This window comes from Azospirillum soli, assembly GCF_017876165.1.
Taxonomy (GTDB): Bacteria; Pseudomonadota; Alphaproteobacteria; order Azospirillales; family Azospirillaceae; genus Azospirillum; species Azospirillum soli.
The window spans coordinates 108509-131238 of record NZ_JAGINQ010000004.1; the positions used below are offsets into that span (position 1 = coordinate 108509).

25 protein-coding genes are annotated in these 22730 nt (G+C 67.4%); 13 read left to right on the forward strand and 12 right to left on the reverse strand.

Annotation, left to right across the window (positions count from 1 at the left end):
- Window positions 1-56: 56 nt before the first annotated feature.
- A complete protein-coding gene (gene hutH, locus J2852_RS08155) occupies window positions 57-1586 on the forward strand; it encodes a histidine ammonia-lyase (protein ID WP_209873648.1) in 1530 nt (509 codons plus the stop codon).
- A 133-nt stretch (window positions 1587-1719) separates the two neighbouring features.
- Window positions 1720-2250 carry a peroxiredoxin gene (locus J2852_RS08160; RefSeq protein WP_209873650.1) on the forward strand — a complete coding sequence of 177 codons (531 nt, stop codon included), beginning with the start codon at window positions 1720-1722 and terminating at the stop codon, window positions 2248-2250.
- A 69-nt stretch (window positions 2251-2319) separates the two neighbouring features.
- Here J2852_RS08160 and J2852_RS08165 read toward each other — a convergent pair whose 3' ends face one another.
- A complete protein-coding gene (locus J2852_RS08165) occupies window positions 2320-2544 on the reverse strand; it encodes a DUF2061 domain-containing protein (RefSeq protein ID WP_209873653.1) in 225 nt (74 codons plus the stop codon).
- 110 nt (window positions 2545-2654) lie between these two features.
- A complete protein-coding gene (locus J2852_RS08170; RefSeq protein ID WP_209873656.1) occupies window positions 2655-3443 on the reverse strand; it encodes a rhomboid family intramembrane serine protease in 789 nt (262 codons plus the stop codon).
- Between the two features lie 286 nt (window positions 3444-3729).
- Here J2852_RS08170 and J2852_RS08175 point away from each other — a divergent pair, with 286 nt between their 5' ends.
- Window positions 3730-4770 (forward strand): extracellular catalytic domain type 2 short-chain-length polyhydroxyalkanoate depolymerase, encoded by a 1041-nt coding sequence (locus tag J2852_RS08175; RefSeq protein ID WP_246499386.1) that lies wholly within the window; start codon window positions 3730-3732, stop codon window positions 4768-4770.
- Between the two features lie 69 nt (window positions 4771-4839).
- Here J2852_RS08175 and eno read toward each other — a convergent pair whose 3' ends face one another.
- The gene (gene eno / locus J2852_RS08180; RefSeq protein WP_209873659.1) at window positions 4840-6117 is read right to left on the reverse strand and encodes a phosphopyruvate hydratase; all 1278 of its coding nucleotides are present in this window, start codon (window positions 6115-6117) and stop codon (window positions 4840-4842) included.
- 285 nt (window positions 6118-6402) lie between these two features.
- On the opposite strand from eno, the gene pqqA reads away from it, so the two are divergent.
- The 5 genes from pqqA to pqqE are packed head-to-tail and all read left to right on the forward strand — an operon-like array spanning window position 6403 to window position 9642.
- A complete protein-coding gene (pqqA, locus tag J2852_RS08185; protein WP_014240199.1) occupies window positions 6403-6483 on the forward strand; it encodes a pyrroloquinoline quinone precursor peptide PqqA in 81 nt (26 codons plus the stop codon).
- Between the two features lie 60 nt (window positions 6484-6543).
- Entirely contained in the window at window positions 6544-7473 is a 930-nt protein-coding gene (gene pqqB / locus J2852_RS08190; RefSeq protein WP_209873662.1) for a pyrroloquinoline quinone biosynthesis protein PqqB, read from the forward strand.
- Window positions 7470-8246, forward strand: coding sequence for a pyrroloquinoline-quinone synthase PqqC (pqqC, locus tag J2852_RS08195; RefSeq protein ID WP_209873665.1), 777 nt, complete (start codon window positions 7470-7472; stop codon window positions 8244-8246). The genes pqqB and pqqC overlap by 4 nt, the downstream gene beginning before the upstream one ends.
- A complete protein-coding gene (gene pqqD, locus J2852_RS08200) occupies window positions 8243-8539 on the forward strand; it encodes a pyrroloquinoline quinone biosynthesis peptide chaperone PqqD (RefSeq protein ID WP_209873668.1) in 297 nt (98 codons plus the stop codon). The genes pqqC and pqqD overlap by 4 nt, the downstream gene beginning before the upstream one ends.
- Complete coding sequence (gene pqqE, locus J2852_RS08205; RefSeq protein WP_209873670.1) at window positions 8536-9642, forward strand: pyrroloquinoline quinone biosynthesis protein PqqE; 1107 nt, start codon at window positions 8536-8538, stop codon at window positions 9640-9642. Before pqqD ends, pqqE begins: the two co-directional genes overlap by 4 nt.
- A 34-nt stretch (window positions 9643-9676) precedes the next feature.
- On the opposite strand, the gene J2852_RS08210 is transcribed toward pqqE, so the two are convergent.
- Both J2852_RS08210 and J2852_RS08215 read right to left on the reverse strand, forming a co-directional pair.
- Complete coding sequence (locus tag J2852_RS08210; protein ID WP_209873673.1) at window positions 9677-10060, reverse strand: avidin/streptavidin family protein; 384 nt, start codon at window positions 10058-10060, stop codon at window positions 9677-9679.
- A 132-nt stretch (window positions 10061-10192) separates the two neighbouring features.
- Window positions 10193-10648, reverse strand: coding sequence for a ComEA family DNA-binding protein (locus J2852_RS08215; protein WP_209873676.1), 456 nt, complete (start codon window positions 10646-10648; stop codon window positions 10193-10195).
- Window positions 10649-10739: 91 nt separating this feature from the next.
- Here J2852_RS08215 and J2852_RS08220 point away from each other — a divergent pair, with 91 nt between their 5' ends.
- On the forward strand, window positions 10740-11363 hold the full coding sequence (locus J2852_RS08220) for a DUF1194 domain-containing protein (RefSeq protein WP_343206710.1): 624 nt from the start codon (window positions 10740-10742) through the stop codon (window positions 11361-11363).
- On the opposite strand, the gene kdsA is transcribed toward J2852_RS08220, so the two are convergent.
- The 5 genes from kdsA to tpiA form a co-directional block, all read right to left on the reverse strand.
- Window positions 11364-12191, reverse strand: coding sequence for a 3-deoxy-8-phosphooctulonate synthase (kdsA, locus tag J2852_RS08225; protein WP_209873681.1), 828 nt, complete (start codon window positions 12189-12191; stop codon window positions 11364-11366). It abuts the gene before it with no gap.
- Window positions 12192-12261: 70 nt separating this feature from the next.
- Window positions 12262-12957 carry a dienelactone hydrolase family protein gene (locus J2852_RS08230; protein ID WP_209873684.1) on the reverse strand — a complete coding sequence of 232 codons (696 nt, stop codon included), beginning with the start codon at window positions 12955-12957 and terminating at the stop codon, window positions 12262-12264.
- Between the two features lie 150 nt (window positions 12958-13107).
- The gene (gene pyrG, locus J2852_RS08235) at window positions 13108-14739 is read right to left on the reverse strand and encodes a CTP synthase (protein WP_209873687.1); all 1632 of its coding nucleotides are present in this window, start codon (window positions 14737-14739) and stop codon (window positions 13108-13110) included.
- A gap of 134 nt (window positions 14740-14873) precedes the next feature.
- Window positions 14874-15206: a preprotein translocase subunit SecG gene (gene secG, locus J2852_RS08240; RefSeq protein ID WP_209873690.1), complete on the reverse strand. Its 333-nt coding sequence runs from the start codon at window positions 15204-15206 to the stop codon at window positions 14874-14876.
- A gap of 153 nt (window positions 15207-15359) precedes the next feature.
- On the reverse strand, window positions 15360-16115 hold the full coding sequence (gene tpiA / locus J2852_RS08245; protein WP_209873693.1) for a triose-phosphate isomerase: 756 nt from the start codon (window positions 16113-16115) through the stop codon (window positions 15360-15362).
- A gap of 216 nt (window positions 16116-16331) precedes the next feature.
- On the opposite strand from tpiA, the gene J2852_RS08250 reads away from it, so the two are divergent.
- The 3 genes from J2852_RS08250 to J2852_RS08260 all read left to right on the forward strand — a co-directional run bounded on the left by J2852_RS08250 (window position 16332) and on the right by J2852_RS08260 (window position 20654).
- Entirely contained in the window at window positions 16332-18215 is a 1884-nt protein-coding gene (locus tag J2852_RS08250) for a SurA N-terminal domain-containing protein (protein ID WP_209873696.1), read from the forward strand.
- A gap of 11 nt (window positions 18216-18226) precedes the next feature.
- Window positions 18227-19738, forward strand: coding sequence for an anthranilate synthase component I (gene trpE, locus J2852_RS08255; protein ID WP_209873700.1), 1512 nt, complete (start codon window positions 18227-18229; stop codon window positions 19736-19738).
- 112 nt (window positions 19739-19850) lie between these two features.
- Entirely contained in the window at window positions 19851-20654 is an 804-nt protein-coding gene (locus J2852_RS08260; RefSeq protein WP_209873702.1) for a hypothetical protein, read from the forward strand.
- A 20-nt stretch (window positions 20655-20674) separates the two neighbouring features.
- On the opposite strand, the gene J2852_RS08265 is transcribed toward J2852_RS08260, so the two are convergent.
- Window positions 20675-20881 (reverse strand): heavy-metal-associated domain-containing protein, encoded by a 207-nt coding sequence (locus J2852_RS08265; protein WP_209873705.1) that lies wholly within the window; start codon window positions 20879-20881, stop codon window positions 20675-20677.
- Window positions 20882-20910: 29 nt separating this feature from the next.
- Window positions 20911-22032: a divergent polysaccharide deacetylase family protein gene (locus J2852_RS08270; protein WP_209873708.1), complete on the reverse strand. Its 1122-nt coding sequence runs from the start codon at window positions 22030-22032 to the stop codon at window positions 20911-20913.
- A gap of 117 nt (window positions 22033-22149) precedes the next feature.
- Here J2852_RS08270 and J2852_RS08275 point away from each other — a divergent pair, with 117 nt between their 5' ends.
- Window positions 22150-22593, forward strand: coding sequence for an STY0301 family protein (locus J2852_RS08275; RefSeq protein WP_209873712.1), 444 nt, complete (start codon window positions 22150-22152; stop codon window positions 22591-22593).
- Window positions 22594-22730: the final 137 nt, after the last annotated feature.

The window sequence follows — 22730 nt, forward strand, 5'->3', positions numbered from 1 at the left end:
TGTGAAGGAAAGGCCCCCTTCGAACCGCCGTTTCCGGGCGCCGCATTGGAGGACGCATGACCGACGTTCTGAAGCTCGAACCGGGCTGTCTGACGCTGGCCGACCTGCGCCGGATCGCGCGGGAACCCGTGGGTTTGGCGCTGGCGCCGGACTGTCGAGAGGGGATCGCTGCGTCAGCCCGAACGGTGGCAGATGCGGCTGGGGGCGAGCGCGCGGTCTATGGGGTGAACACCGGCTTCGGCCTGCTGGCCCGCCAGCGCATCGCCCCCGATCAGGTGCGGGAGTTGCAGCGGCGGCTTGTGCTCTCCCACTGCGCCGGGACAGGGCCGGCGCTGCCGCCTGACGTGGTGCGGCTGATCCTGGCGCTGAAGGCGAACGCGCTGGCGCGCGGCCATTCCGGGGTGCGGCCGGAGGTGATCGAAGCGCTGCTGGCGCTGTTCAACCGGGGCGTCCTGCCGGTGGTGCCGGCCAAGGGGTCGGTCGGCGCGTCGGGCGATCTGGCGCCGCTGGCCCACCTGTCCGCCGTGCTGATCGGCGAGGGGGAGGCGGATGTCGATGGGGAGCGGCTGCCGGCCAAGGAGGCTCTGGCGCGCGCCGGGCTGGTTCCGCTGGTGCTGGAGGCGAAGGAAGGGCTGGCGCTGCTGAACGGCACGCAGGTGTCCACGGCGCTGGCGCTTGTCGGGCTGTTCGCGGCGGAGGACGCGTTCGCTGCCGCGCTGGTGGCGGGGGCGCTCAGCGTCGATGCGGCGCAGGGCAGCGACGGGCCGTTCGACGCGCGCATCCACGATCTGCGCGGCCAGCCGGGGCAGCGGGAAGTGGCCGCCGTCTACCGCGACCTGTTGCACGGCAGCGGCATCCGGGAGTCCCACCGGGGCGATCACGGAACGGTGCAGGATCCCTACAGCCTGCGCTGCCAGCCGCAGGTGATGGGGGCGGTGCTGGACCACATCCGCTTCGCGGCCGGCGTTCTGGAGCGCGAGGCGAACGCCGTGTCCGACAACCCGCTGGTCTTCGCGGACACCAGCGAGATTCTGTCCGGCGGCAACTTTCACGCCGAGCCGGTCGCCATGGCAGCCGACATGCTGGCGATCGCCATGGCGGAGATCGGCGCCCTGTCGGAACGGCGGATCGCGCTGCTGATGGACACGCACCTGTCGGGCCTGCCGCCCTTCCTGGTGAAGGACGGGGGGCTGAACAGCGGCTTCATGATCGCGCAGGTGACGGCGGCGGCGCTCGCGTCCGAGAACAAGCAGATGGCTCATCCGGCCAGCGTGGACAGCCTGCCGACCTCCGCCAACCAGGAGGATCACGTCAGCATGGCGACCCACGCCGCGCGGCGTCTGACCGACATGGCCGACAATCTGGCGGGCATCGTGGCGGTGGAACTGCTGGCCGCCGGGCAAGGTGTGGACCTGCGTGCGCCGCTCGTTTCCTCGCCCAAGCTGGAGGCTGTCAAGGCGTTGCTGCGCACCCGCGTGGCGCGCTGGGACGAGGACCGGGCGATGGCCCCTGACATCGCCGCCGCGAAGCAATTGATCGTGTCCGGGGCCTTTCGCGCCTTCTTCGATGCACCAACAATCCGTTGATGAGACATGTCGGCGCAGGCCGGCCGAGGACGGTCGATGGTGGTTGGATGCGCGCCCGTGAGCCGCTAAGGTCTTGATCTCCTTCTCACCGGCCGCGCCGGCCGGGACCGTTCATTCTTTTTCGGAGATCGTCATGGAAGGGCGCAAGGTCCCCTCTGTTGTGTTCAAGACCCGCGTGCGCGACGAGAGCGTCGGCGGTCCGAACCCGTTTCGCTGGCAGGACGTGAGCTCCGACGACATTTTCGCCGGCAAGCGCGTCGTCGTCTTCTCGCTGCCGGGCGCCTTCACCCCGACCTGCTCGAACGAGCAGTGCCCGGCCTACGACCGCCTGTATCCGGAATTCCGCGACCTGGGCGTCGACGAGGTCTACTGCCTGTCGGTCAACGACGCCTTCGTCATGTTCCAGTGGGGCAAGAGCCTGAACCTGAAGAACGTGAAGCTGATCCCGGACGGCTCGGGCCATTTCACCCGCCGCATGGGCATGCTGATCAACAAGGACCATGTCGGCTTCGGCCAGCGCAGCTGGCGCTACGCCATGGTCGTGAAGGACGGCGTGATCGAGAAGTGGTTCGAGGAGCCGGGCATCAACGACGCCGGCCAGAACGGCGACCCGTACGGCGAATCCTCCCCGGAGAACGTTCTGAACTACCTGCGCTCCAAGTAATACGGTGGCGCGAAAAGCCCCTCTTCCCGCCTGGGGAGAGGGGCTTTTTCGTGGTCAGGCCCTATCCTTTCAGGCGGCGACGGCCCCGGCGACATCGGCGTCTTCGTCGCCCGCCTGCTCACGTCGGCGCGACGCCGCAGCCCACGCCTTCTCGTGCAGATAATAGGCGACCGTGTTGCACAGCGGCTCGACCAGCGCCAGCGCGCCGCCCACGGCGATGCTGCCCGTCATCAGGTAGCCGACCGTGAAGGCCACGGTGAAGTGCACGCACGCGAAGCTCAACGTCTTGGCCATGATCGCCCCCGAAACCCGGTGTTCTTTGTCAGGGTCATGGTGGCTGATACACGATCAAAGGTCCAATCGATTGCTCCACATCCATCAATAGAAAATATCTATCAATCTCATCACCTGAAGGGTCGGCGCCGGTCTCCGGCGTCGGGAATGCGCCCGCGGCGGATCGGCGTGCCGGGCGGCATCACCGCGAAGGGGCGGCTGTGCGCCGGTTCCATCAGTTGCACGTTGGGGCGCTTGAAGAAGGGGATCAGAACCGCCCCCATGACGAACCCGCCGACATGCGCCCAGAAGGCCACCCCGCCCTCGTCCGAGGTGGGCGTGGTCACCCCGCTCAGGATCTGCCCGACGAACCAGACGCCGAGCACGAGAATGGCCGGCACGGTGATGATTCGGACGATGATGATGAACCAGAACAGCACGCCGACGTTCGCCCTGGGGTGCAGCACCAGATAGGCGCCCAGCACGCCGCCGATGGCACCGCTCGCCCCCAGCATGGGAATCTCGGAGGTCGGGTGGGCGATACTCTGCGCCAGCGCGGCGGCCGTCCCGCACAGCAGGTAGAAGACGATGAAGCGCCCCCGCCCCATGCTGTCCTCCACATTGTTCCCGAAGATCCAGAGGTACAGCATGTTCCCGGCGAGGTGCAGCCAGCCGCCGTGCATGAACATCGAGGTGACGACCGACATCCAGGGCGGCACGACCTGAAGCCGCTCCGGCAACTCGGCGTAGCCGAACAGAACCGCCGGGATCACGCCGAAGGAGAAGACGGCACGCCCCTCCCCGACCGGTCCCAGCGACCGCTGCCAGAGGAAGACCGCCACGCACAGCGCGATGATGGCGATGGTGACGACCGCTGTCCGGCGGGTCGGGTTGTCGTCGTAAAGCGGAAGGAAAAGCATCGGCGGCGTTCCGGAAGGACACTGGGTCTTCTGAAACGATGGGCGGCCTTTCCCGTCCCGCCAAGCGGTCGCGGCATCCTGCGGCGATTTTCCCAAGCGAGAAGTTGCACGCCCATGTATTCATGAAAAGTCGCAAGCGCTTTTGTCACACGTCTCAGTGGTGGACTTTGTCGATTGCTTCGCTACGGTGCAGTGCAGCGAAGATGCCCGGAAGGGCGGCCCCGGAAGGGCGGATCGCGCGAAACCGGGCCATGCGCAAAGCTACGACAACGAGAGGAAAAGGCACATGCTCCCGATGCGGACCCTCGGCGCGGCCGCCGTCGCGCTCACCACGGCCCTGTCCATGCCGGCTCTGGCGGCCGACGAACCGATCAAGCTGCCGAAGCTGAACATTGACGCCAAGCAGACCACCACGTCCGGCGTGTCGTCCGGCGCCTACATGGCGACGCAGATGCACATCGCCTATTCGGACGTCGTCGCCGGCGCGGCCCTGGTCGCCGGCGGCCCCTGGGGCTGCGCCGACAACGTTCCCGGCGCCGTGCCGGGGCAGGTGGCGCTGCAGCGCTGCATGAAGACCACCGCTGGCAAGCCGGACCTCGGCCAGCTGATCGCGAACGCGCAGAGCCGCGAGAAGAGCAAGCAGATCGACAGCCTGGACAACCTGAAGAAGGCCCGCGTCTATCTGTTCAACGGTGCCAAGGACAGCGTCGTCACCACCCCGGTGGTCGAGGCGGCCTTCCAGTTCTACAGCGCGCTGAAGGTGCCGGCGGACAACATCAAGTTCATCAACCAGTTCCCGGACGCCGAGCACGCCTTCGTCACCGACAACTTCGGTGCGGCCTGCAGCTATCTGGGCGGCGACTACCTGAACAACTGCAAGTACGATCAGGCCGGCGAGCTGCTGAAGCATCTCTATCCCGACGTGAAGACTCCGAACGCGCCGGAGGCCAAGGCCCAGCCGGTCAAGTTCTCGCAGAAGGAGTTCATCGGCGACCAGAGCCGCTCCGGCATGCTGGAATACGGCTATCTGTACGTGCCCGAGGCTTGCGCCAGCGGTCAGGCCTGCCGCCTGCACATCGCCTTCCACGGCTGCGAGATGTCGGCCGAGAAGATCGGCAACGCCTTCCCCGTCAACGCCGGTTACAACCGCTGGGCGGACGTGAATAACATCGTCGTGCTGTACCCGCAGATCAAGCACAGCGCCAAGCCCACCTCCAACCCGAACGGCTGCTGGGACTGGTTCGCCTACACCGGCTACGACTACAACCTGAAGAGCGGCTTCCAGCCGACGGCCATCCGCAAGATGATCGCGGCGATTGCAAAGTAAGCGTCCCAAAGAGAAAGCCCCTCTCCGGCATCCCGGAGAGGGGCTTTTCTCATTCAGATCCTGCGGCCCTTAGGCCTTCAGGATGCCACGGCCGGCGAAGCGGGCGGCCTGGCCCAGCTGCTCCTCGATGCGGATCAGCTGGTTGTACTTGGCAAGGCGGTCGGAGCGCGACAGCGAGCCGGTCTTGATCTGGCCGCAGTTGGTGGCGACCGCCAGATCGGCGATGGTGCTGTCCTCGGTCTCGCCCGAGCGATGCGACAGCACCGCCGTGTAGCCGGCCTTGTGGGCCATGTCGACGGCTTCCAGCGTCTCCGACAGCGTGCCGATCTGGTTGACCTTCACGAGGATGGAGTTGGCGACACCCTTCTGGATGCCCTCGGCCAGACGCGCCGGGTTGGTCACGAACAGGTCGTCGCCGACCAGCTGCACCTTGTTGCCGATGGCGTCGGTCAGCGCCTTCCAGCCCTCCCAATCGTCCTCGGACATGCCGTCCTCGATCGAGATGATCGGGTAGCGGCCGACCAGATCGGCCCAGTACTTGACCATCTGGTCGGGGCTGAGCGACTTGCCCTCGCCAGCCAGCTCGTACTTGCCGTTCTTGAAGAACTCGGTTGAGGCGGCGTCGAGCGCCAGCATGACGTCATCGCCCGGCTTGTAGCCGGCCGCCTCGATGGCCTTCATCACGAAGCCGAGCGCCTCGTCGGTGGAGGCGAGGTTCGGGGCGAAGCCGCCCTCGTCGCCGACGTTGGTGTTGTGGCCGGCGTCCTTCAGCTTCTTCTTGAGCTGGTGGAAGATCTCGGCACCCATGCGGATCGCCTCGGCGCCGTTCTCGGCGCCGACCGGCATGATCATGAATTCCTGGATGTCGATGGGGTTGTCGGCGTGGGCGCCGCCGTTGATGATGTTCATCATCGGCACCGGCAGCAGCGAGGCGAAAGCGCCGCCGACGTAGCGGAACAGCGGCAGCGCGGCTTCCTCGGCCGAGGCCTTGGCGACGGCCAGCGACACGCCGAGGATGGCGTTGGCACCGAGGCGGCCCTTGTTCGAAGTGCCGTCCAGCTCGATCATCGCCATGTCGATGGCGCGCTGGTTGGAGGCGTCCAGGCCGGCCAGGGTATCGTAGATTTCGCCGTTGACGGACTCGACGGCCTTCAGCACGCCCTTGCCGCCGTAGCGGCCCTTGTCGCCGTCGCGCAGCTCGACCGCCTCGTGCGCGCCGGTCGAGGCGCCCGACGGGACGGCGGCGCGGCCGAACGCGCCGGTCTCCAGCAGGACATCGACCTCCACAGTCGGGTTGCCGCGGCTGTCCAGAATCTCGCGGGCGTGAATTTCGGTGATGGCGCTCATGGTCGGTTCTTCCTCCGCGTTGCGCGCGCGCTCATGGCGAAAAAGGGGCGCGCGGGCTTGATAGCCCCGCAAGACAGGGGATGCAAGGCCGCAGGGACGGAAAAACGCTCGGAGGAACGGGGTAAGCGGACCGGCGACCCTAGCCGATCGAGCAGGCCGCCTCATTCCAAAGTCGCATAGACCCGCGCACCCCGCGACCCTTAGCGTTCTATTGTTCGACCGTCGGCGGACGGCGAAGCGAAATGCCCAAACCTGGGCGGCCACCCACGCGCGGAGGATAAGACCATGAAGACCTGGCGCAAGCCCCAGATCGTCGAGATCGCTGTCGGCACCGAGATCAACGCCTACGCCTGCGCCCGCCTCTGAGCGCGGCCATACCATTGCGCGAAACCCGCCGACTCACGCCTAAGACAGGGGGATGACCCCATGCTGAAGATCCTGGTCCTCGGCTCCGCAGCGGGCGGCGGGTTTCCGCAATGGAACTGCAATTGCGAGGGCTGCCGCCGCGCCCGTTCCGGCGATCCGGCCGCGAAGCCCCGCACGCAATCCTCGCTCGCCGTCAGCGGCGGCGACGGGCGATGGGTGCTGCTGAACGCCTCGCCCGACCTCGGGGCGCAAATTCTGGCGAATCCGGCGCTGCACCCGCAACAGGGCATCCGCCACAGCCCGATCAGCGCGGCGGTGCTGACCAACGCCGACATCGACCATGTCGCGGGCCTGCTGACGCTCCGCGAGTCCCAGCCCTTCGCCATCTACGCAACGGAGCGCGTGCACACGGTGCTGGCCGCAAATTCCGTCTTCCGCGTGGTGAACCCGGAGTTGGCGCCGCGACGCACGGTGGCGCTCGACAAGCCCTACGTTCCGGCCGACGCGAACGGCGATCCCCTACCCTTCGAGATCGAAGCCTTCGCCGTGCCGGGCAAGATCGCCCTCTATCTGGAAGACCCGAGCGCCGCCGGGTTCGGTTCGGTGGCGGAGGACACGGTTGCGCTGCGCGTACGCGACACGTCGAGCGACGCGGAGTTCTTCTACATCCCCGGCTGTTCCGCCATGCCCGACTGGCTGGCCGACCGGCTACGGGGGGCGCCGCTGGTGCTGTTCGACGGCACCACCTGGACCGATGATGAAATGATCCGTGCCGGCACCGGCACCAAGACCGGCCAGCGCATGGGCCATATGGCGATGTCAGGCCCCGAGGGCTCCATCGCCGCGTTCGAAAAGCTGGGTGTGCGCCGCAAGGTGTTCGTCCACATAAATAATACCAATCCGGCACTGCTTGACGACTCGCCCGAACGAGCCGCGGCCGAAGGTGCCGGCTGGGAGATCGCTCAAGACGGGATGGAGTTCACCCTATGACCAGACTGCTGTCGCGCGAGGAACTGGAACGCGAACTGCGCGCCATCGGCGAGCGCCAATACCATGACCTTCACCCGTTCCACAAACTCCTGCACGGCGGCAAGCTGAAGCGCGGACAGGTCCAGGCCTGGGCGCTGAACCGCTTCTATTATCAGGTCTGCATCCCGAAGAAGGATCTGGCGCTGATGGCGCGCATGGACGACCCGGCGTTGCGCCGCGCCTGGATCCAGCGCGTACTGGACCACGACGGCTTCGGTGAGGAGGCCCAGCGCGAAGAAGGCAAGGTCGGCGGCATCGAGCGCTGGCTGCGCCTGACGGACGGGCTGGGCCTCGACCGTGATTACGTCGTCTCGCTGAAGGGCATCCTGCCGGCCACCCGCTACGCTGTGGACGCCTACGTGAACTTCGTCTCGTCGAAGAGCACGCTGGAGGCCGTTGCCTCCTCCCTGACGGAGCTGTTCGCGCCGGCCATCCACCGCGAGCGCATCGCCGGGTTCAAGGCCTATTACGCCTTCGCCAACGACGCGACCCTGTCCTACTTCCGCAAGCGCCTGTCCGAGGCCCCGCGCGACGTGGAATTCGGGTTGGAATACGTGCTCGACAACGCCCGCACGCCCGAACAGCAGCAGCAGGTGATCGCCGCCCTGCGCCACAAGGCGGAGCTTCTGTGGGCGCAGTTGGACGCGCTGCACCACGCCTATGTGTCGCCCGGCCTGATCCCGCCCGGCGCCTTCGTGCCGGACGACATGGAGCCGACGGTCTACACGCGATGACCGCCTCTGCTGAACGCCAAGTGACCGAAGACGACCGGGTGCGGCTTGCGCCCGGCGTCATGCTCCGCCTCGACAAGGTGCGCAACCACTGGCAGCTTCTGGGGCCGGAGCGCGTGCTGATCCTGGACGAGGTCGCTCTGGACGTGGTGCGCGCCGCGACGGGCAAGCCGGTGACGGTGCGCGAGGCCATCGACGACCTCGCCCGGCAATTCGACGCGCCGCGCGGGGACATCGCGTCGGACGTGCTGGACGTGCTGACGGACATGATCGCGAGAGGGTTTTTGACCCGATGACCAGTTGTGGCACGACGACCGGGGTTGAGCCGCCGCTCGCCGTCCTGGCGGAACTGACGCACCGCTGCCCTCTGCGCTGCGTCTACTGCTCCAACCCCTTGGCGCTCGATCCGGCGAGCAAGGAGATGGACACCGCCACTTGGTGCCGTGTACTGGACGAGGCAGCGGACCTCGGCGTCATCCAGGTGCATTTCTCCGGCGGCGAGCCGACCGCGCGGAAGGATCTGGAACAGCTGGTGGAGCACGCCACCAAGGCGGGCCTCTACGTCAACCTCATCACCTCGGCGGTGCTGCTCGACCGTGAACGGCTGGCGCGGCTGCGCGATGCCGGCCTTCAGCATGTGCAGATCGGCTTTCAGGACACCATGGCCGGCAAGGCGGAGGTTATCAGCGGCTTCCCCGGCGGCCATCCGAAGAAGCTGGACGTGGCGCGGGAGGTGACCGACCTCGGCTTGGCGCTGACCGTCAACGCCATCGTCCAGCGTCATAACATTGACCGCGTGAACGACTTCATTGATTTGGCGCTGGAACTGAAGGCCGGACGCATCGAGATCGCCAACGTCCAGTATTACGGCTGGGCGCTGAAGAACCGTGGCGCGCTGATGCCGACGCGCGAGCAACTGGTTCGCATGGACGAGGCGGTGCGCGCCCGTCTGCCGGAGCTGAAGGGCCGGCTGGTGGTCGATTATGTGGTGCCGGATTATTACGCCAGCCGGCCGAAGGCCTGCATGGGCGGCTGGGGCCGTAAGTTCCTGAACGTCACCCCCAGCGGCAAGGTGCTGCCCTGCCACGCGGCGGAGACGATCCCAGGCATGGCGTTCGACAGCGTGACCGAGCGCTCGCTGGGCGACATTTGGGCGAATTCGGCGGCTTTCCAACGCTATCGCGGAACGGACTGGATGCCGAAGCCTTGCCGCTCCTGCGACCAGAAGGAGGTCGATTGGGGCGGTTGCCGCTGCCAAGCCCTGGCGCTGACCGGCAACGCCGACAACCCCGACCCGGTCTGTGATCTGTCCGAGCACCACGGCGTGCTCGCCGGCATCATCGAGACGGACGGCGGCACGGCCGAGACGCCCTTCATCTATCGGAGCTTCAGCCTGTAAGGCGCGGCTGTCGGCACTCGGAACGGCCGTGAGTCTAGCGGTGGAACTGATCCGTCCCCGACATGATGGACTTCCAGGCTTCCGCCGCGCTCTCTTGCGGCGACGGGGCTTTGATCATCTGCCAGAGTGTCTGGAGCACCTCCCTGCCATTTTCGACGACCAATTGCCCCACCCAAGCCGTCAGGGAGCCCGTTGACCAGTTTACCACGAATGAAATGTGGTCCCCGTGCACGAACCCGGTCACGTCGCCCCTGGCAGGACCGCCGCTGGTGCTCACAGGGCTTTCATAGGTCCCCTCGACCTTCGCTCCCGTAACGGTCAGCGTCATTGTCGAGTTGAGTTCGTTCCGCCAAACGCCGCGAAACTTGCCGCTGGAAGAAGAGCCTTCCGTCGAAGGGGCGTGAGCCATTTCGCGCATCCAAGCCTCCTCGGTAGGGGAACCAGACCGATCCTGTCCACGAATACAAGCAGGGTCGGACATGGTTCCCCACCGTGAGGGACCGCCCCTCAAAGCCACGGCCGGGAGTTCCGGGAACACCCAAAGGCGCCGTCACTTCTTCGTCGTGGTGCCGGCCGCAGCCGTGTTTTTGCCGCCACCCACGGCCGCGATCTGGCCCTTGATCCCGTCGTAGACGTTCGACGGAACGATCTTCTTGCTGACCAACTCGTCCTTCGAACGATAGGGCCGGTTCTTGATGATGGCGTCGGAGCGCGCCTCGCCGATGCCCGGCAGGGTTTGCAACTCCTCCTTGCTGGCGGTGTTGATGTCGATGGCCTTGGTCGCCTTCGATGTCGATGCGCCGGAACCGGTGACCGACGACGACGGCGCGGTCGAGCCGCTGGTGCCGGCCGGTGGAGTCGGCTTCATCGCCGGTGTCGGAGCGGTCGGGGGCGGAGAGGACTGAGTCGTGGTCTTGGAAGGGCTCGTGGACGTCGATTGCGCCAGCACGGGCACGGTGATCAGAGCGCCAATCGCGGCGATGGCGCACACACGGCTAAGCTTCATCGCGATTCTCCTTCGCTCATGCAACGGAAGGGCAACGCCCAAGGCGGCTCGGCGTTCCATCGGATGGGCTTTCCTGGTTGTCCTCCTATGCATCGGGAGTGCCTCGGCGGACCGACCGGTAAGCCTGGAACTCGTGCTCGCCATCGATGGATCGACGAGCATTCGGGGAGACCTGTTCGAATTTCAGCTTCAGGGGCACGCCGCCGCATTCCGCGATCCGAAGGTGGTCGAGGCCATCGCCAGCGGCGGGGGCATCGCGGTCACGCTGGTCCAGTGGTCGAATCCGTCAGCGCTTCAGATGCTCGTTCCCTGGACGCGGATCGCCGATGAGGCGGCGGCCGACCGTTTCGCAGCGGCCATCGACGCGGTGCCGCGCCAACCCTTGCGAGGCAGCACAGGGATTGGAGGAGCGCTTCTCAACGCGTCAAACCTGTTCGGCGGCGACCACACGGCCCGCCGGCGCGTCATCGACATCGTCAGCAACGGCTACAACAACATCGGCATCATCCCTGAGGCGGCGCGCGACCGTGTCGTCGCCCAGGGGATCACCATCAACGGCCTTGTCATCCTCGACGAGGTGCCGTGGCTCGCCGACTATTTCGAAGCGCACGTCATCGGCGGGCCGGCCGCCTTCGTCATGGTAGCCGACACGCCGCAGAGCTTTGGCCGCGCGATCCTGGACAAGCTGATCCAGGAGATCACAGGCCTCCCGTAATTACGCCTTCGCCAGCTTGTCAAAGGCCTGGAGGCGCGCCAGCAGGGCCGGCATCTCCTTCAGCGGGACCATGTTCGGGCCGTCGCTGGGGGCGCAGTCGGGATTCTCGTGGGTCTCCATGAAGACGGCGGCCACGCCCACCGCGATGGCGGCGCGGGCCAGCACCGGCACGAACTCCCGCTGCCCGCCGGAGGTCGTCCCCTGCCCGCCCGGCTGCTGGACGGAGTGGGTGGCGTCGAACACCACCGGGAAGCCGGTCTCCGCCATGATCGGCAGCGACCGCATGTCCGAGACCAGCGTGTTGTAGCCGAAGCTCGCCCCGCGCTCGCACAGCAGGACCTTCTCGTTGCCGGACGCGACCAGCTTCGCGGCAACATTCTTCATGTCCCACGGGGCGAGGAACTGGCCCTTCTTCACGTTCACCGCCCGGCCGGTCTTGGCGGCGGCGATCAGCAGGTCGGTCTGCCGGCACAGGAAGGCCGGAATCTGGAGCACGTCCACCGCCTCGGCCACCGGAGCGCACTGGTCCGCCTCGTGCACGTCGGTGATCACCGGACAGCCGAACCGCTCCCGCACCTCGGCGAAGATCGGCAGCGCCTTGTCCATGCCGAGGCCGCGCGCCGTGCTGATCGAGGTGCGGTTGGCCTTGTCGAAGGAGGATTTATAGATCAGGCCGATGCCCAGCTTGCCCGTCATCTCGACCAGCGCCGCCGCCGTCTCCAGCGCGTGCTCGCGGCTTTCCATCTGGCACGGGCCGGCGATCAAGGCGAAGGGCCGGTCGTTGGCGATGGTCAGGTTGCCGATCTGGACGGTCTTGGCGGTGGTCATGCAGTGCTCCAAAAATAAGCGAGAGGGCACGGCCCTCCCGCACTTGCATCCCAGATAATGGGGATCGGGGTCAACCCAGATGCTGTTTGAAGAAGGCTGCCGTGCGTCCGTTGGCGAGGTCGGCGGCCTTCTCGTCGTAATGCTCGCCGCCGACCCGGGCGAAGGCGTGGTTGACGCCGGGGTAAACGTGCGCGGTGATGTTCGGGTTGCCCTTCACCGCGTTCAGGACGGCCTGTCGGGCTTCGGGCGGAACGAACTTGTCCTGCTCCGCGATGTGCATCAGGAGTGGTTTCGAGATGTTCGGGATCTCGCCCGTCAGCGAGTCCAGCCCGACGCCGTAATAGCTGACGTTGGCGTCCGCGTCCGACCGCGTCGCCATCATGAAGGCCAGCCGCCCGCCGAGGCAGTAGCCGACGCTGCCGGCTTTCCCTGAGCAGTCCGGGTTTCCGCGCAACCACGACAGCGTTGCCTTCAGATCCTCCACCGCCTTGCCCTGGTCCATGCCGTTCATCAGCTCGAAGGCGCGGTTCCATTCCTCCTGGCTCTTGTCGGTCAGTTGGATGCCCGGCTGCTGGCGCCAGAACAGATCGGGGCAGACGGCCAAATAGCCCTGAGCGGCAAAGCCTTCGCACAGGTCGCGCATCACCCGATTCACCCCGAAGATCTCCTGGATGACGACGAGACCCGGCGCCGGAGTCCGCGCCGGCTTGGCGACATAGGCGGAGAAGCCCCCGCCATCGGCAGCCGGGATTGTGACGTCGGTCATTGTCCTACCCCCTCCCTTTTGGCCCTCAATGCGAAAAACGGCGGCCGTTGGGTCGGCCGCCGTCTTCACTATAACCACCGGGAACAGGAAACAGACGCACGCGGGGGAGGCATGACCTCCCCCATCCGGTCGGATCGAACCCCTGCCGCCTTAAACGAGACGGCCCTGCTCCATCGCGGCCTTGATGAAGGACGTGAAAAGCGGGTGCGGGTCGAACGGCTTGGACTTCAGTTCCGGATGGAACTGCACGCCGATGAACCACGGGTGATCCGGGATCTCGACGATCTCCGGCAGCTCGCCGTCGGGCGACAGGCCCGAGAAGAGCATGCCGCACTTCTCCAGCCGCTCCTTGTAGTAGACGTTCACCTCGTAGCGGTGACGGTGTCGCTCGGAGATGTCGGTGCTGCCGCCATAGACCTCGGCCACCTTGCTGCCGGGGATCAGCTTGGCCGGATAGGCGCCGAGACGCATCGTGCCGCCAAGGTCGGTGCCCTCGGTGCGCTTCTCCAGGCTGTTGCCGCGCATCCACTCGGTCATCAGGCCGACGACCGGGTTGCCGGGCTTGCCCAGCTCGGTCGAACCGGCGTCCACAATGCCGGCGAGGTTCCGCGCCGCCTCGATCACCGCCATCTGCATGCCGAAGCAGATGCCGAAGTACGGCACCTTCCGCTCACGCGCGAACTGCGCCGCGCGGATCTTGCCCTCGGTGCCGCGCGAGCCGAAGCCGCCCGGAACGAGGATGCCGTGGACATGCTCCAGCCGCTGGACCGCGCCATCGTCCTCGAAGATCTCCGAGTCGATCCAGTCCAGCTTGACCTTCACGTTGTTGGCGATGCCGCCGTGGGTCAAGGCCTCGGCCAGCGACTTGTAGCTGTCGAGCAGGCTCGTGTACTTGCCGACGACGGCGATGGTCACCTCGCCCTGCGGCTTGCGCACGCGCTCGGCGATGGTGGTCCAGCGCGTGAGGTCCGGCTTGCCCGCAGTCGGCAGGCCGAAATAGGCCAGAACCTGGGTGTCGAAGCCTTCCTCGTGGTAACTGATCGGCACCTGATAGATGTTGTCCACGTCCAGGGCGGCGATCACGCGCTCCGGCCGGATGTTGCAGAACAGCGCGATCTTCTTGCGCTCGTTCTCCGGAATCGGGCGGTCGGCGCGGCACAGCAGGATGTTGGCCTGGATGCCGACGCCCAGAAGCTCCTTCACCGAATGCTGGGTCGGCTTGGTCTTCAGCTCGCCCGCGGTCGGGATGTAAGGCAGCAGGGTCAGGTGGACGAACAGCGCGTTCTCCGGACCGACCTCGTTACCGAACTGGCGGATGGCTTCCAGGAAGGGCAGCGACTCGATGTCGCCGACCGTGCCGCCGATCTCGCACAGGATGAAGTCCTCCTCGCCGGCGTCGGCGCGGATGAACTCCTTGATCTGGTCGGTGATGTGCGGAATCACCTGGACGGTGGCGCCCAGGTAGTCGCCGCGCCGCTCCTTGGCGATGACGGTCGAATAGATGCGGCCCGTGGTGATGTTGTCGCCACGGCGCGCCGACACGCCGGTGAAGCGCTCGTAATGGCCGAGGTCGAGGTCGGTCTCAGCGCCGTCGTCGGTCACGAAGACCTCGCCGTGCTGATACGGGCTCATCGTTCCGGGGTCGACGTTCAGATACGGGTCCAGCTTGCGGAGCCGCACCTTGTAGCCGCGCGCCTGAAGAAGCGCCCCCAGCGCCGCCGACGCCAGACCTTTGCCCAGCGAGGAAACAACGCCACCGGTGATGAAGATGTAGCGAGTCATGTCCGTCCGAAGACCTTGAGAGCCTGTTCCGTTCCCCGAGATGAGGTCCGCGCGGAGCGCGTTCCTCAAAAGAAAGAGGCGGCTTCGGGGGAGGCCGCCTCTCGTTCAAACCCGACCGGAGCCGTGCCGCGTTGTTACCGGGCGACGGGCGGGGCGGGTTGCGCCGGCGCGACCGGCTGGGCGGGAGCGACGGGCTGCGCCGGAGTGGCCGGCAGCGTGTCGATGATCGACGCCGGGCGCGTGTGCGAGCCTGCCAGGATGGCCAGGACCAGGCTGGTCACCATGAAGCAGCCGGCCAGGATGCCTGTGGTCCGCGTCAGCAGGTTGGCCGTGCCGCGGGTGGTCATCATGCCCCCCATGGTGCCGCCGCCGATGCCCAGACCGCCGCCTTCCGACCGCTGGATCAGGATGACGCCGACGAGCGCCAAGGCGATCAGCAGGTGAATGACGAGAATCACCGTTTCCATGCAAGCCGTTCCCTTGAACCCAATCCCCTGAACCCATTTGGGACGACCCTGAGGTTCGCCCATGCGGTTCGCCCAAACCAACAGCGCGCCACAGACCTTGGTAAGGGCCCGTGGCGCGCGCCCATTGTTTTTAACGCGGTCCGCCGCGAGATGCTAGCGGCAACTGGTGCCGATGGCCCAGAAATCGTTCGCCTTCAGCGAAGCCCCGCCGACCAGCGCGCCGTCCACGTTGTCAACCGCCATCAGTTCCGCCGCGTTGTCCGGCTTCACCGAACCGCCGTAGAGGATGCGCACCGCGTCCGGATCGGCGATCTTGCCCGCCAGCTCGGCGCGGATGTGGGCGTGCATGTCGCGCACGTCGGCCGGCGTCGCGGTTTTGCCGGTGCCGATGGCCCAAACCGGCTCATACGCGATGACCGTGTTGGCGGCGGTGGCGCCCTGCGGGATGGAACCTGCCAGCTGGGTGGAGACGACGGCGTTGGCTTGGCCCGCGTCGCGCTGGGCCTCCGTCTCGCCGACGCAGATGATGGCGACCAGCCCCTCGGCGTGCGCCGCGGCGGCCTTGGCGGCGATCTGCGCGTCGGATTCGCCGTGGTCGGCGCGGCGCTCCGAATGGCCAAGGATCACGAAGCGGCAGCCGGCATCGACCAGCATCACCGGGCTGACGTCACCGGTGTGGGCGCCGGACTTCTTGGCGTGGCAATCCTGCGCGCCGAGCGCCAGCGGGCTGTCCTTGATCGCCTCGCCGACCGGGAACAGCAGCGGGAAGGGCGGGCAGACCAGCATGTCGAAGGGCACCGCACCGGCCCCCTTCAGCCGGCCGGCGAGGTCGGAGGCAAGGGCCAGCCCGTCGGCCTTCAGGCCGTTCATCTTCCAGTTTCCGGCAATCAGCTTGCGGCGTGCGGCCATGGCGGTTCGGTCCTCCGGCGATTGTTCGTTGTGGGTGGTTGTTCGAAAGTCCCGGCCCCTGTCTAGCAAGGCGCGGGCGCCATTTCCACCCATCCGACCGGCTGCCGAACCGGGAAAATGCCGGGGGAAATGGGGTGTTGCCGGCCCTCTCCGCCCTATCTATGATGCCCCGCCTCCGGCCTGCCGGCCGCATTTCGCGCTCTCAACTCGGGTCCCATGCTCCAGTTCATCCGCACTTTCGCCGGTTCGTGGGTCGTCAAGATCCTGTTCGTGCTCCTGATCCTCAGCTTCGGCGTCTGGGGCATCGGCGACGTGGTCCGCTCCGGCGGCATCTCCAGCACCGTTGCCGAGGTCGGCAAGGTGGACATCGATCGCGCCGAGCTGGACCAAGAGTTCCGCCGCCAGATGGAGCGGCTGCGCCCCATGCTGGGCGGCAACCTGACGACCGAGCAGGCGCGCCAGTTCGGCCTGCTCGATCAGGCCGTGTCGGTGCTGGTGCAGCGCGCGCTGTACGATCAGGCGGCCAAAGACATCGGCATCGCCGTCGGGCCGGAGGTTGTGAAGCAGCGCATCGCCGAGGAGCCGGCCTTCCGCAACGAGACGGGCCAGTTCGACGCCAACCGCTTCCGCGCCGTGCTGCGCGAGAACCAGCTGACCGAGGACGGCTACGTCGCCATCCTGCGCCGCGAGACTGGGCGCGAGCTGGTGGCCGGCGCCGTCAGCTCGGGTGTCGCCGCCCCGAAGCCGCTGGTCGAGGATCTCTACCGTTTCCGTGGCGAGAAGCGCGTGGCCGAGGTGGTCACCCTGCCCAACGCCAGCATCGGCGACGTCGGCGTGCCGGACGACGCCGAGCTGACCCGCTATTACGAGGACCATCAGGTCCGCTTCACCGCCCCCGAATACCGCGCGATCACCATCGCGCGCCTGTCGCCCGACGCGCTGGCCAAGGACGTCCAGATCCCCGACGACCAGGTCCGCGCCGCCTATGACGAGCGCGCGGCCGAGTTCGGCACGCCGGAGCGCCGCAGCGTCGAAATGGCGCTGGTGGACGACGAGGCGAAGGCCAAGCAGATCGCCGAGGCCGCCAAGACCAAGGGCCTGACCGCCGCCGCGAAGGACGCGGGCGTGGACACCATCACCATGGACGGCATCGCCCGCAACGACCTGCCGGAACTGGGCGACGCCGCCTTCGCGCTGTCCCAGGGCACGGTCGGCGAGCCGATCAAGACCGGGCTCGGCTGGCACGTCCTGTCGGTGACCGGCATCCAGGCTGGCACGACCAAGAGCTTCGACGAGGTGCGCGGCCAGCTGCTCGCCGAGTTGCAGAAGGAAAAGGCGCTCGACTCCGTCTACTCCATCGCCAACCGGGTCGAGGATCAGCTGGCGAGCGGCGCCTCCCTGGATGAGGTCGCGCAGGCTCAGGGCCTTACGCTGACCAAGATCGCCGCCGTGGACAGCAGCGGCAAGGCGCCGGACGGCAAGGACGCCGCCCCCGACAAGCCGCAGCTGCCGGAGGTGCTGAAGACCGCCTTCCAACTGGCGCCGGGTGCCACCTCCAGCCTGACCGAAGGGGCCAACAACCAGTTCTACGCCGTGCGCGTGGACGGCACGACGCCCGCCAAGGTGAAGCCGCTGACCGACGTTCGCAACGAGGTGGTCGCCGGCTGGCAGGAGGAGAAGCGCGCCAAGCTCGCCGCCGCCAAGGCGGGGGAGATCGCCGGCCAGCTGAAGCTGGGTGCGGAGGGTGCCGCGCAGAACATCGCCGCTAAGTCCGGCGGCAGCTTCGCCATGACCGTTCCCTTCACCCGCGACGCCCGCTCGGTCGAGGGGCTGACCGCCGAGCTGGTGCGCAAGCTGTTCGACGCCAAGCCGGGCGAGGTCGTCACCGGCGCCTCCGGCGACGCGCAGATCGTCGCCCGCCTGAAGGAGGTCATCCCGGCCGACCCGGCAGCATCCGACGCCACCGTGGCGCAGGTGGAGAGCACGGTGGCCCAGGGCATGGGCAATGACATCATGGCGCAGTTCGGCAACGCCCTGCGCAACCAATACCCGGTCTCGATCCACCACAACCGGATCGACCAGTTCTTCGCCGCCAACTGAGGTCCAGAGCCGTGAAGGTGCAACCCGATTTCACCGCCTTCGACGTCGCCTATTCGGCCGGCAAGCCGCAGGTGGTGTGGACCACGCTGGTGAGCGATCTGGAGACGCCCGTCTCCGCTTACATGAAGCTGGCCGACGGCCGCCCCTTCGGCTTCCTGCTGGAGTCGGCGGAGCGCGGCGCCGGGTCGCGCCGCGACCGGTACTCGGTCATCGGCTTCAAGCCCGATCTGGTCTGGCGCTGCCGCCGCTCGCAGGCGGAGGTCAACCGGCGCGCCCTGCACGACCGCGACGCCTACGAGCCGGTCGGGGCGGCGCCGCTGGAGTCGCTGCGCGCGCTGATCAACGAAAGCCGCATTGATCTTCCGGACGACCTGCCCCCGATGGCCGCCGGCCTGTTCGGCTACATGACCTACGACATGGTGCGGCTGATGGAGAAGCTGCCGGACGACAATCCGGACGAGCTGAACATACCCGACGCCATCCTGACCCGGCCCAGCATCGTCGCCATCTTCGACAGCCACACGGATTCGGTCACGCTGGTCACCCCGGTGTGGCCGGAGAGCGGCGTCGATTCCCAGGCGGCCTACGCCCGCGCCCGCGAACGCCTGACCGACGCGCTGGCCGATCTGGAGCGGCCCCTTCCCTACCGGCGCGAGCCGCGCACGGAGGCGGGCCTGCCGCTCGCCTGGACCTCCAACACGACGCGCGAGGAGTATCACGCGATCGTGGAGCGGGCGAAGGACTACATCCGCGCCGGCGACATCTTCCAGGTCGTGCCGTCGCAGCGCATCCGCTTCCCCTTCAAGCCGTCGCCGCTGGCGCTGTACCGCACGCTGCGCCGCCTGAACCCGTCGCCCTTCCTGTTCCACTGCGACTTCGGCGAGCTGACCATCGTCGGCTCCAGCCCGGAAATCCTGGTGCGCGTGCGCGACGGCAAGGTGACGATCCGCCCCATCGCCGGCACCCGCAAGCGCGGCGCCACGCCGGAGGAGGATCAGGCGCTCGCCGACGATCTGCTGAGCGATCCGAAGGAACTGGCCGAGCATCTGATGCTGCTGGACCTCGGCCGCAACGACGTGGGCCGCGTGGCGAAGGTCGGCACCGTCAAGGTGACGCAGAAGATGATCGTGGAGCTGTACAGCCACGTCATGCACATCGTCTCCAACGTGGAGGGCGAGCTTGACCCGCGCCACGATGCGTTGGACGCGCTGATCGCCGGATTCCCCGCCGGCACGGTGTCGGGCGCGCCGAAGGTCCGCGCCATGGAGATCATCGACGAGCTGGAGAAGGCCCGACGCGGCGTCTACGCCGGCTGCGTGGGTTATTTCGGCGCGTCGGGCGCGATGGACACCTGCATCGCGCTGCGCACCGCCGTGCTGAAGGACGGCATGATGTACGTCCAGGCCGGCGGCGGCGTGGTCGCCGACAGCGATCCCGAGGCCGAGTATCAGGAGACGGTCAACAAGGCCAAGGCCCTGATCCGCGCCGCTGAGGAAACGGTGCGCACCACCTCCGCGCGGTAAAGACAAGAAAGACACACGAAGACTCGAAGACACGAAGGTGCGGAGCCCTGCCTTGCCACCTTCGCGTCTTCGAGTCTTCGTGTGAAAAAACAATCGAGGAAACGTCCCCCTGATGCCGTTCGATACGGTCCTGTTGCCGTTGCTGATCAAGGTCACAGCGGCGGCCCTGGTCGTCGTGCTCGCGTCCATCGCGTCGGAGAAGGCCGGCCCCTTCTACGGCGGGATGATCTCCACCCTGCCGGTGTCCACCGGACCGGCCTACGTGCTGCTCGCCATCGAGCACGACGACGCCTTCATCGCCGGAAGCACCCTGTCCAGCTACGTCAGCAACGGGGCGATGATCCTGTTTTTGGCGGCACTGGTGCGCATCGCGCCGCGCCATGGCATGGCGTTCACGGTGCTGGTCTCGTCAGCGCTGTGGATCGGCATCGCCGTGGCTTTGCGCGCGGCTGCGGAGTGGACTCTGCCTACGGCGATCCTGCTGAATCTCGCCTGCTACGGCTTTGCCTTCTGGCTGGTGCGCCAGCGCAGCGAGGATGGGCCGATGAAGAAGGCGCGTTCGCGCTGGTACGACATCCCGGCGCGGGCGGCGCTGGTCGGCGTGCTGGTCGCCACCGTGACCTCGCTCAGCCACGTCATCGGGCCGGCGGCGACGGGAATCGCCGCCATCTATCCCATCGCGCTGACCAGCCTGACCGTCATCCTGCACCAGCGGCTGGGCGGTGCGGCCGTCGCCGCCGCGATGCGCAGCGCGCTGATCACCAACCCCGGATTCGGCCTGTCCCTGCTGACCGCCCACCTCATGGCCGAACCGTTCGGCCGGACGGCGGCGCTGAGCGCCGCGCTCGTCGTGTCGCTGGCCTGGGCGGGCGGCCTGCTGGTCTGGCGGGCGCGGCGGACGACTCAGGCGGCTTGACCACTCAGCGGCTTGGCCAATCAGGCGGCTTGGCCGGCGAAGTCGAAACCGGCGGCCTCGACGGCCTTCTTCACCGTGTCGGACGGCACACCGCCATCCACCGTAACGATCCCGGCCGTCAGGTCCACCGAGACCTCGGCGTTCGGGGCGGCCTTGGTGATCGCGTTGGTGACCGACCGGGCGCAACCGGAACAGGTCATGCCGTCCACCTTGTACATCTCAGCCATTCCTCTCTCCTTCTTCAACCGTCAAACTTTCAGCCACCGGCTTGACGCGCGCGCGCGACGGCGCTGACGGGGACCAGAACGAAGCCTCGTTTCTGCACCTCGGGCATCCAGGACGCCAGCGCCTCGATCGTCGCATCGTGCGGGTGGCCGATGGCGATGGCGAAGCCCTGGTGACGCGCCACCTGTTCCGCCTTGGCGAGCTGGGCGCGCACCGCTGCGACGGTCATCTCGTTGTCCAGAAACACGTCACGCCCGACATGGGGCATTTTCAAATCCTGCGCGATGGCCGGACCGGCGGTCTTGGGCGTAGTCCGGCTGTCCAGCCACAACAGACCGCGCCGCGCGATCTCCCCCAGCACCGGCGCCATCGCCGCGTGGTCGGCGGTGAAGCGGCTGCCCATGTGGTTGTTCACGCCGACATAGCCGTCGAAGCTGTCCAGCGCCGCCTTGGCCCGCCGCAGAATTTCCCCCTTGTCGAACTTCACCAGCAGCGCGCCGGGGCCGGGGTCGGCCTGGACGCTCGGTTCCATGGGAATGTGCAGCATCAACTCATGCCCGGCGGCGCGGGCGGCGCGGGCCTGAGCGGACAGATCGTGCGCGTAGGGGAGCCACGCCAGGGTCAGCGGCGCCGGCAACGACACCGTGCGGGCCGAGCGTTTGCGGTCCACGCCCATGTCGTCGATGACGATGGCGATGGCCGGCTTGTCGGCGGGCACCTTGGCCGGGACCGCGTTCTTCTTCCACAGCGGCGTGCCGGACGGGGCCTGCACGGGCGGAGTCGGCACGCTCGGGACAGGGGGCGGCAGCATCGCCACGGCCGGCTTCGGCGGCGGTTCGGGGGCAGCCGGCGGTGGGGGCGTCACCTCCTCCGCCGCGACTCCAGGCTCGGGTTCGGTGACAGCCGGAGGAACGTCCGCGACGGTCGGCGCCGGGGGCAGGGGCTTAGGGGTCGGCGGAGTCGGCGTCGGAACTTGCGCCGCCGTCTGTGCTGGCGTGTGGGACGGCTCGGCCACCTGACGGCCGATCAGGAAGGTCGCGCCGAAGCCGACCGCGAAGACGACGGCGACCGCCGCCAGCGCCAGCAGAACAGGATTTGCAGTAGTTTTCGGGGCCGCCGCCTTCCGGGGCTTGCGCGGCGTCTTGCTGGCCATGGGATGGCGTCTCGAACCCTGGTTTTCGTGTTGCGCGCAAGGTGGCACCCTCCGCATCGCCCTGCAACAGCCGAGCGGGGTGGAGAAGCACGCAAGCTGTGGCTATGCTGTGACCCCATGCGAAGCCTGCTCGCCGCCCTCATCCTCCTGGCCGCCTCCACCGCCGTTGCGGCAGAGGTGCGCTGCCCGCCGAGCCTTGGCGTGCTGGGCCAGCCGGAGGCGCCCACCGGCTGGACGCCCTACGCGGCCAAGGACAGCCACGCCTTTTCCGGCGTGTCGCTGGTCGAGGGCGACCGGGTGAAGGAGATGGCCTCCCCCGCCCCGGCGGCCCTGGCGCCGGAGCGCACCGTGCGGCGCGGCCGCTCCGCGACTCAAGTCTGGGATTTTGTCGGCCCGCGCCGGGAGAACGTGTTCCTGGTCTGCCGCTACGCCGGCACGCAGGCGACCATCGCGCTGGACCTGCCACGCGACGTGCGGCGTTGCGAGTTCACCGTCGAGACGGACGCGCGCGGCAACGCCGTGGACGATCCGCGCAAGGCGCCGCAATTCCTCTGCCGCTGATGTCATGCCCGTTGATTCGATGCCCGCTGATTCCATGGCGGTGAGGCTGGAAATCCGCGGTGCCAGCCGCTAGGGTACGGCCCTTGGAACAAGGCCGGAACGGTTGACCCCGTTCATCGTGGCCGGACAAGCCTGGG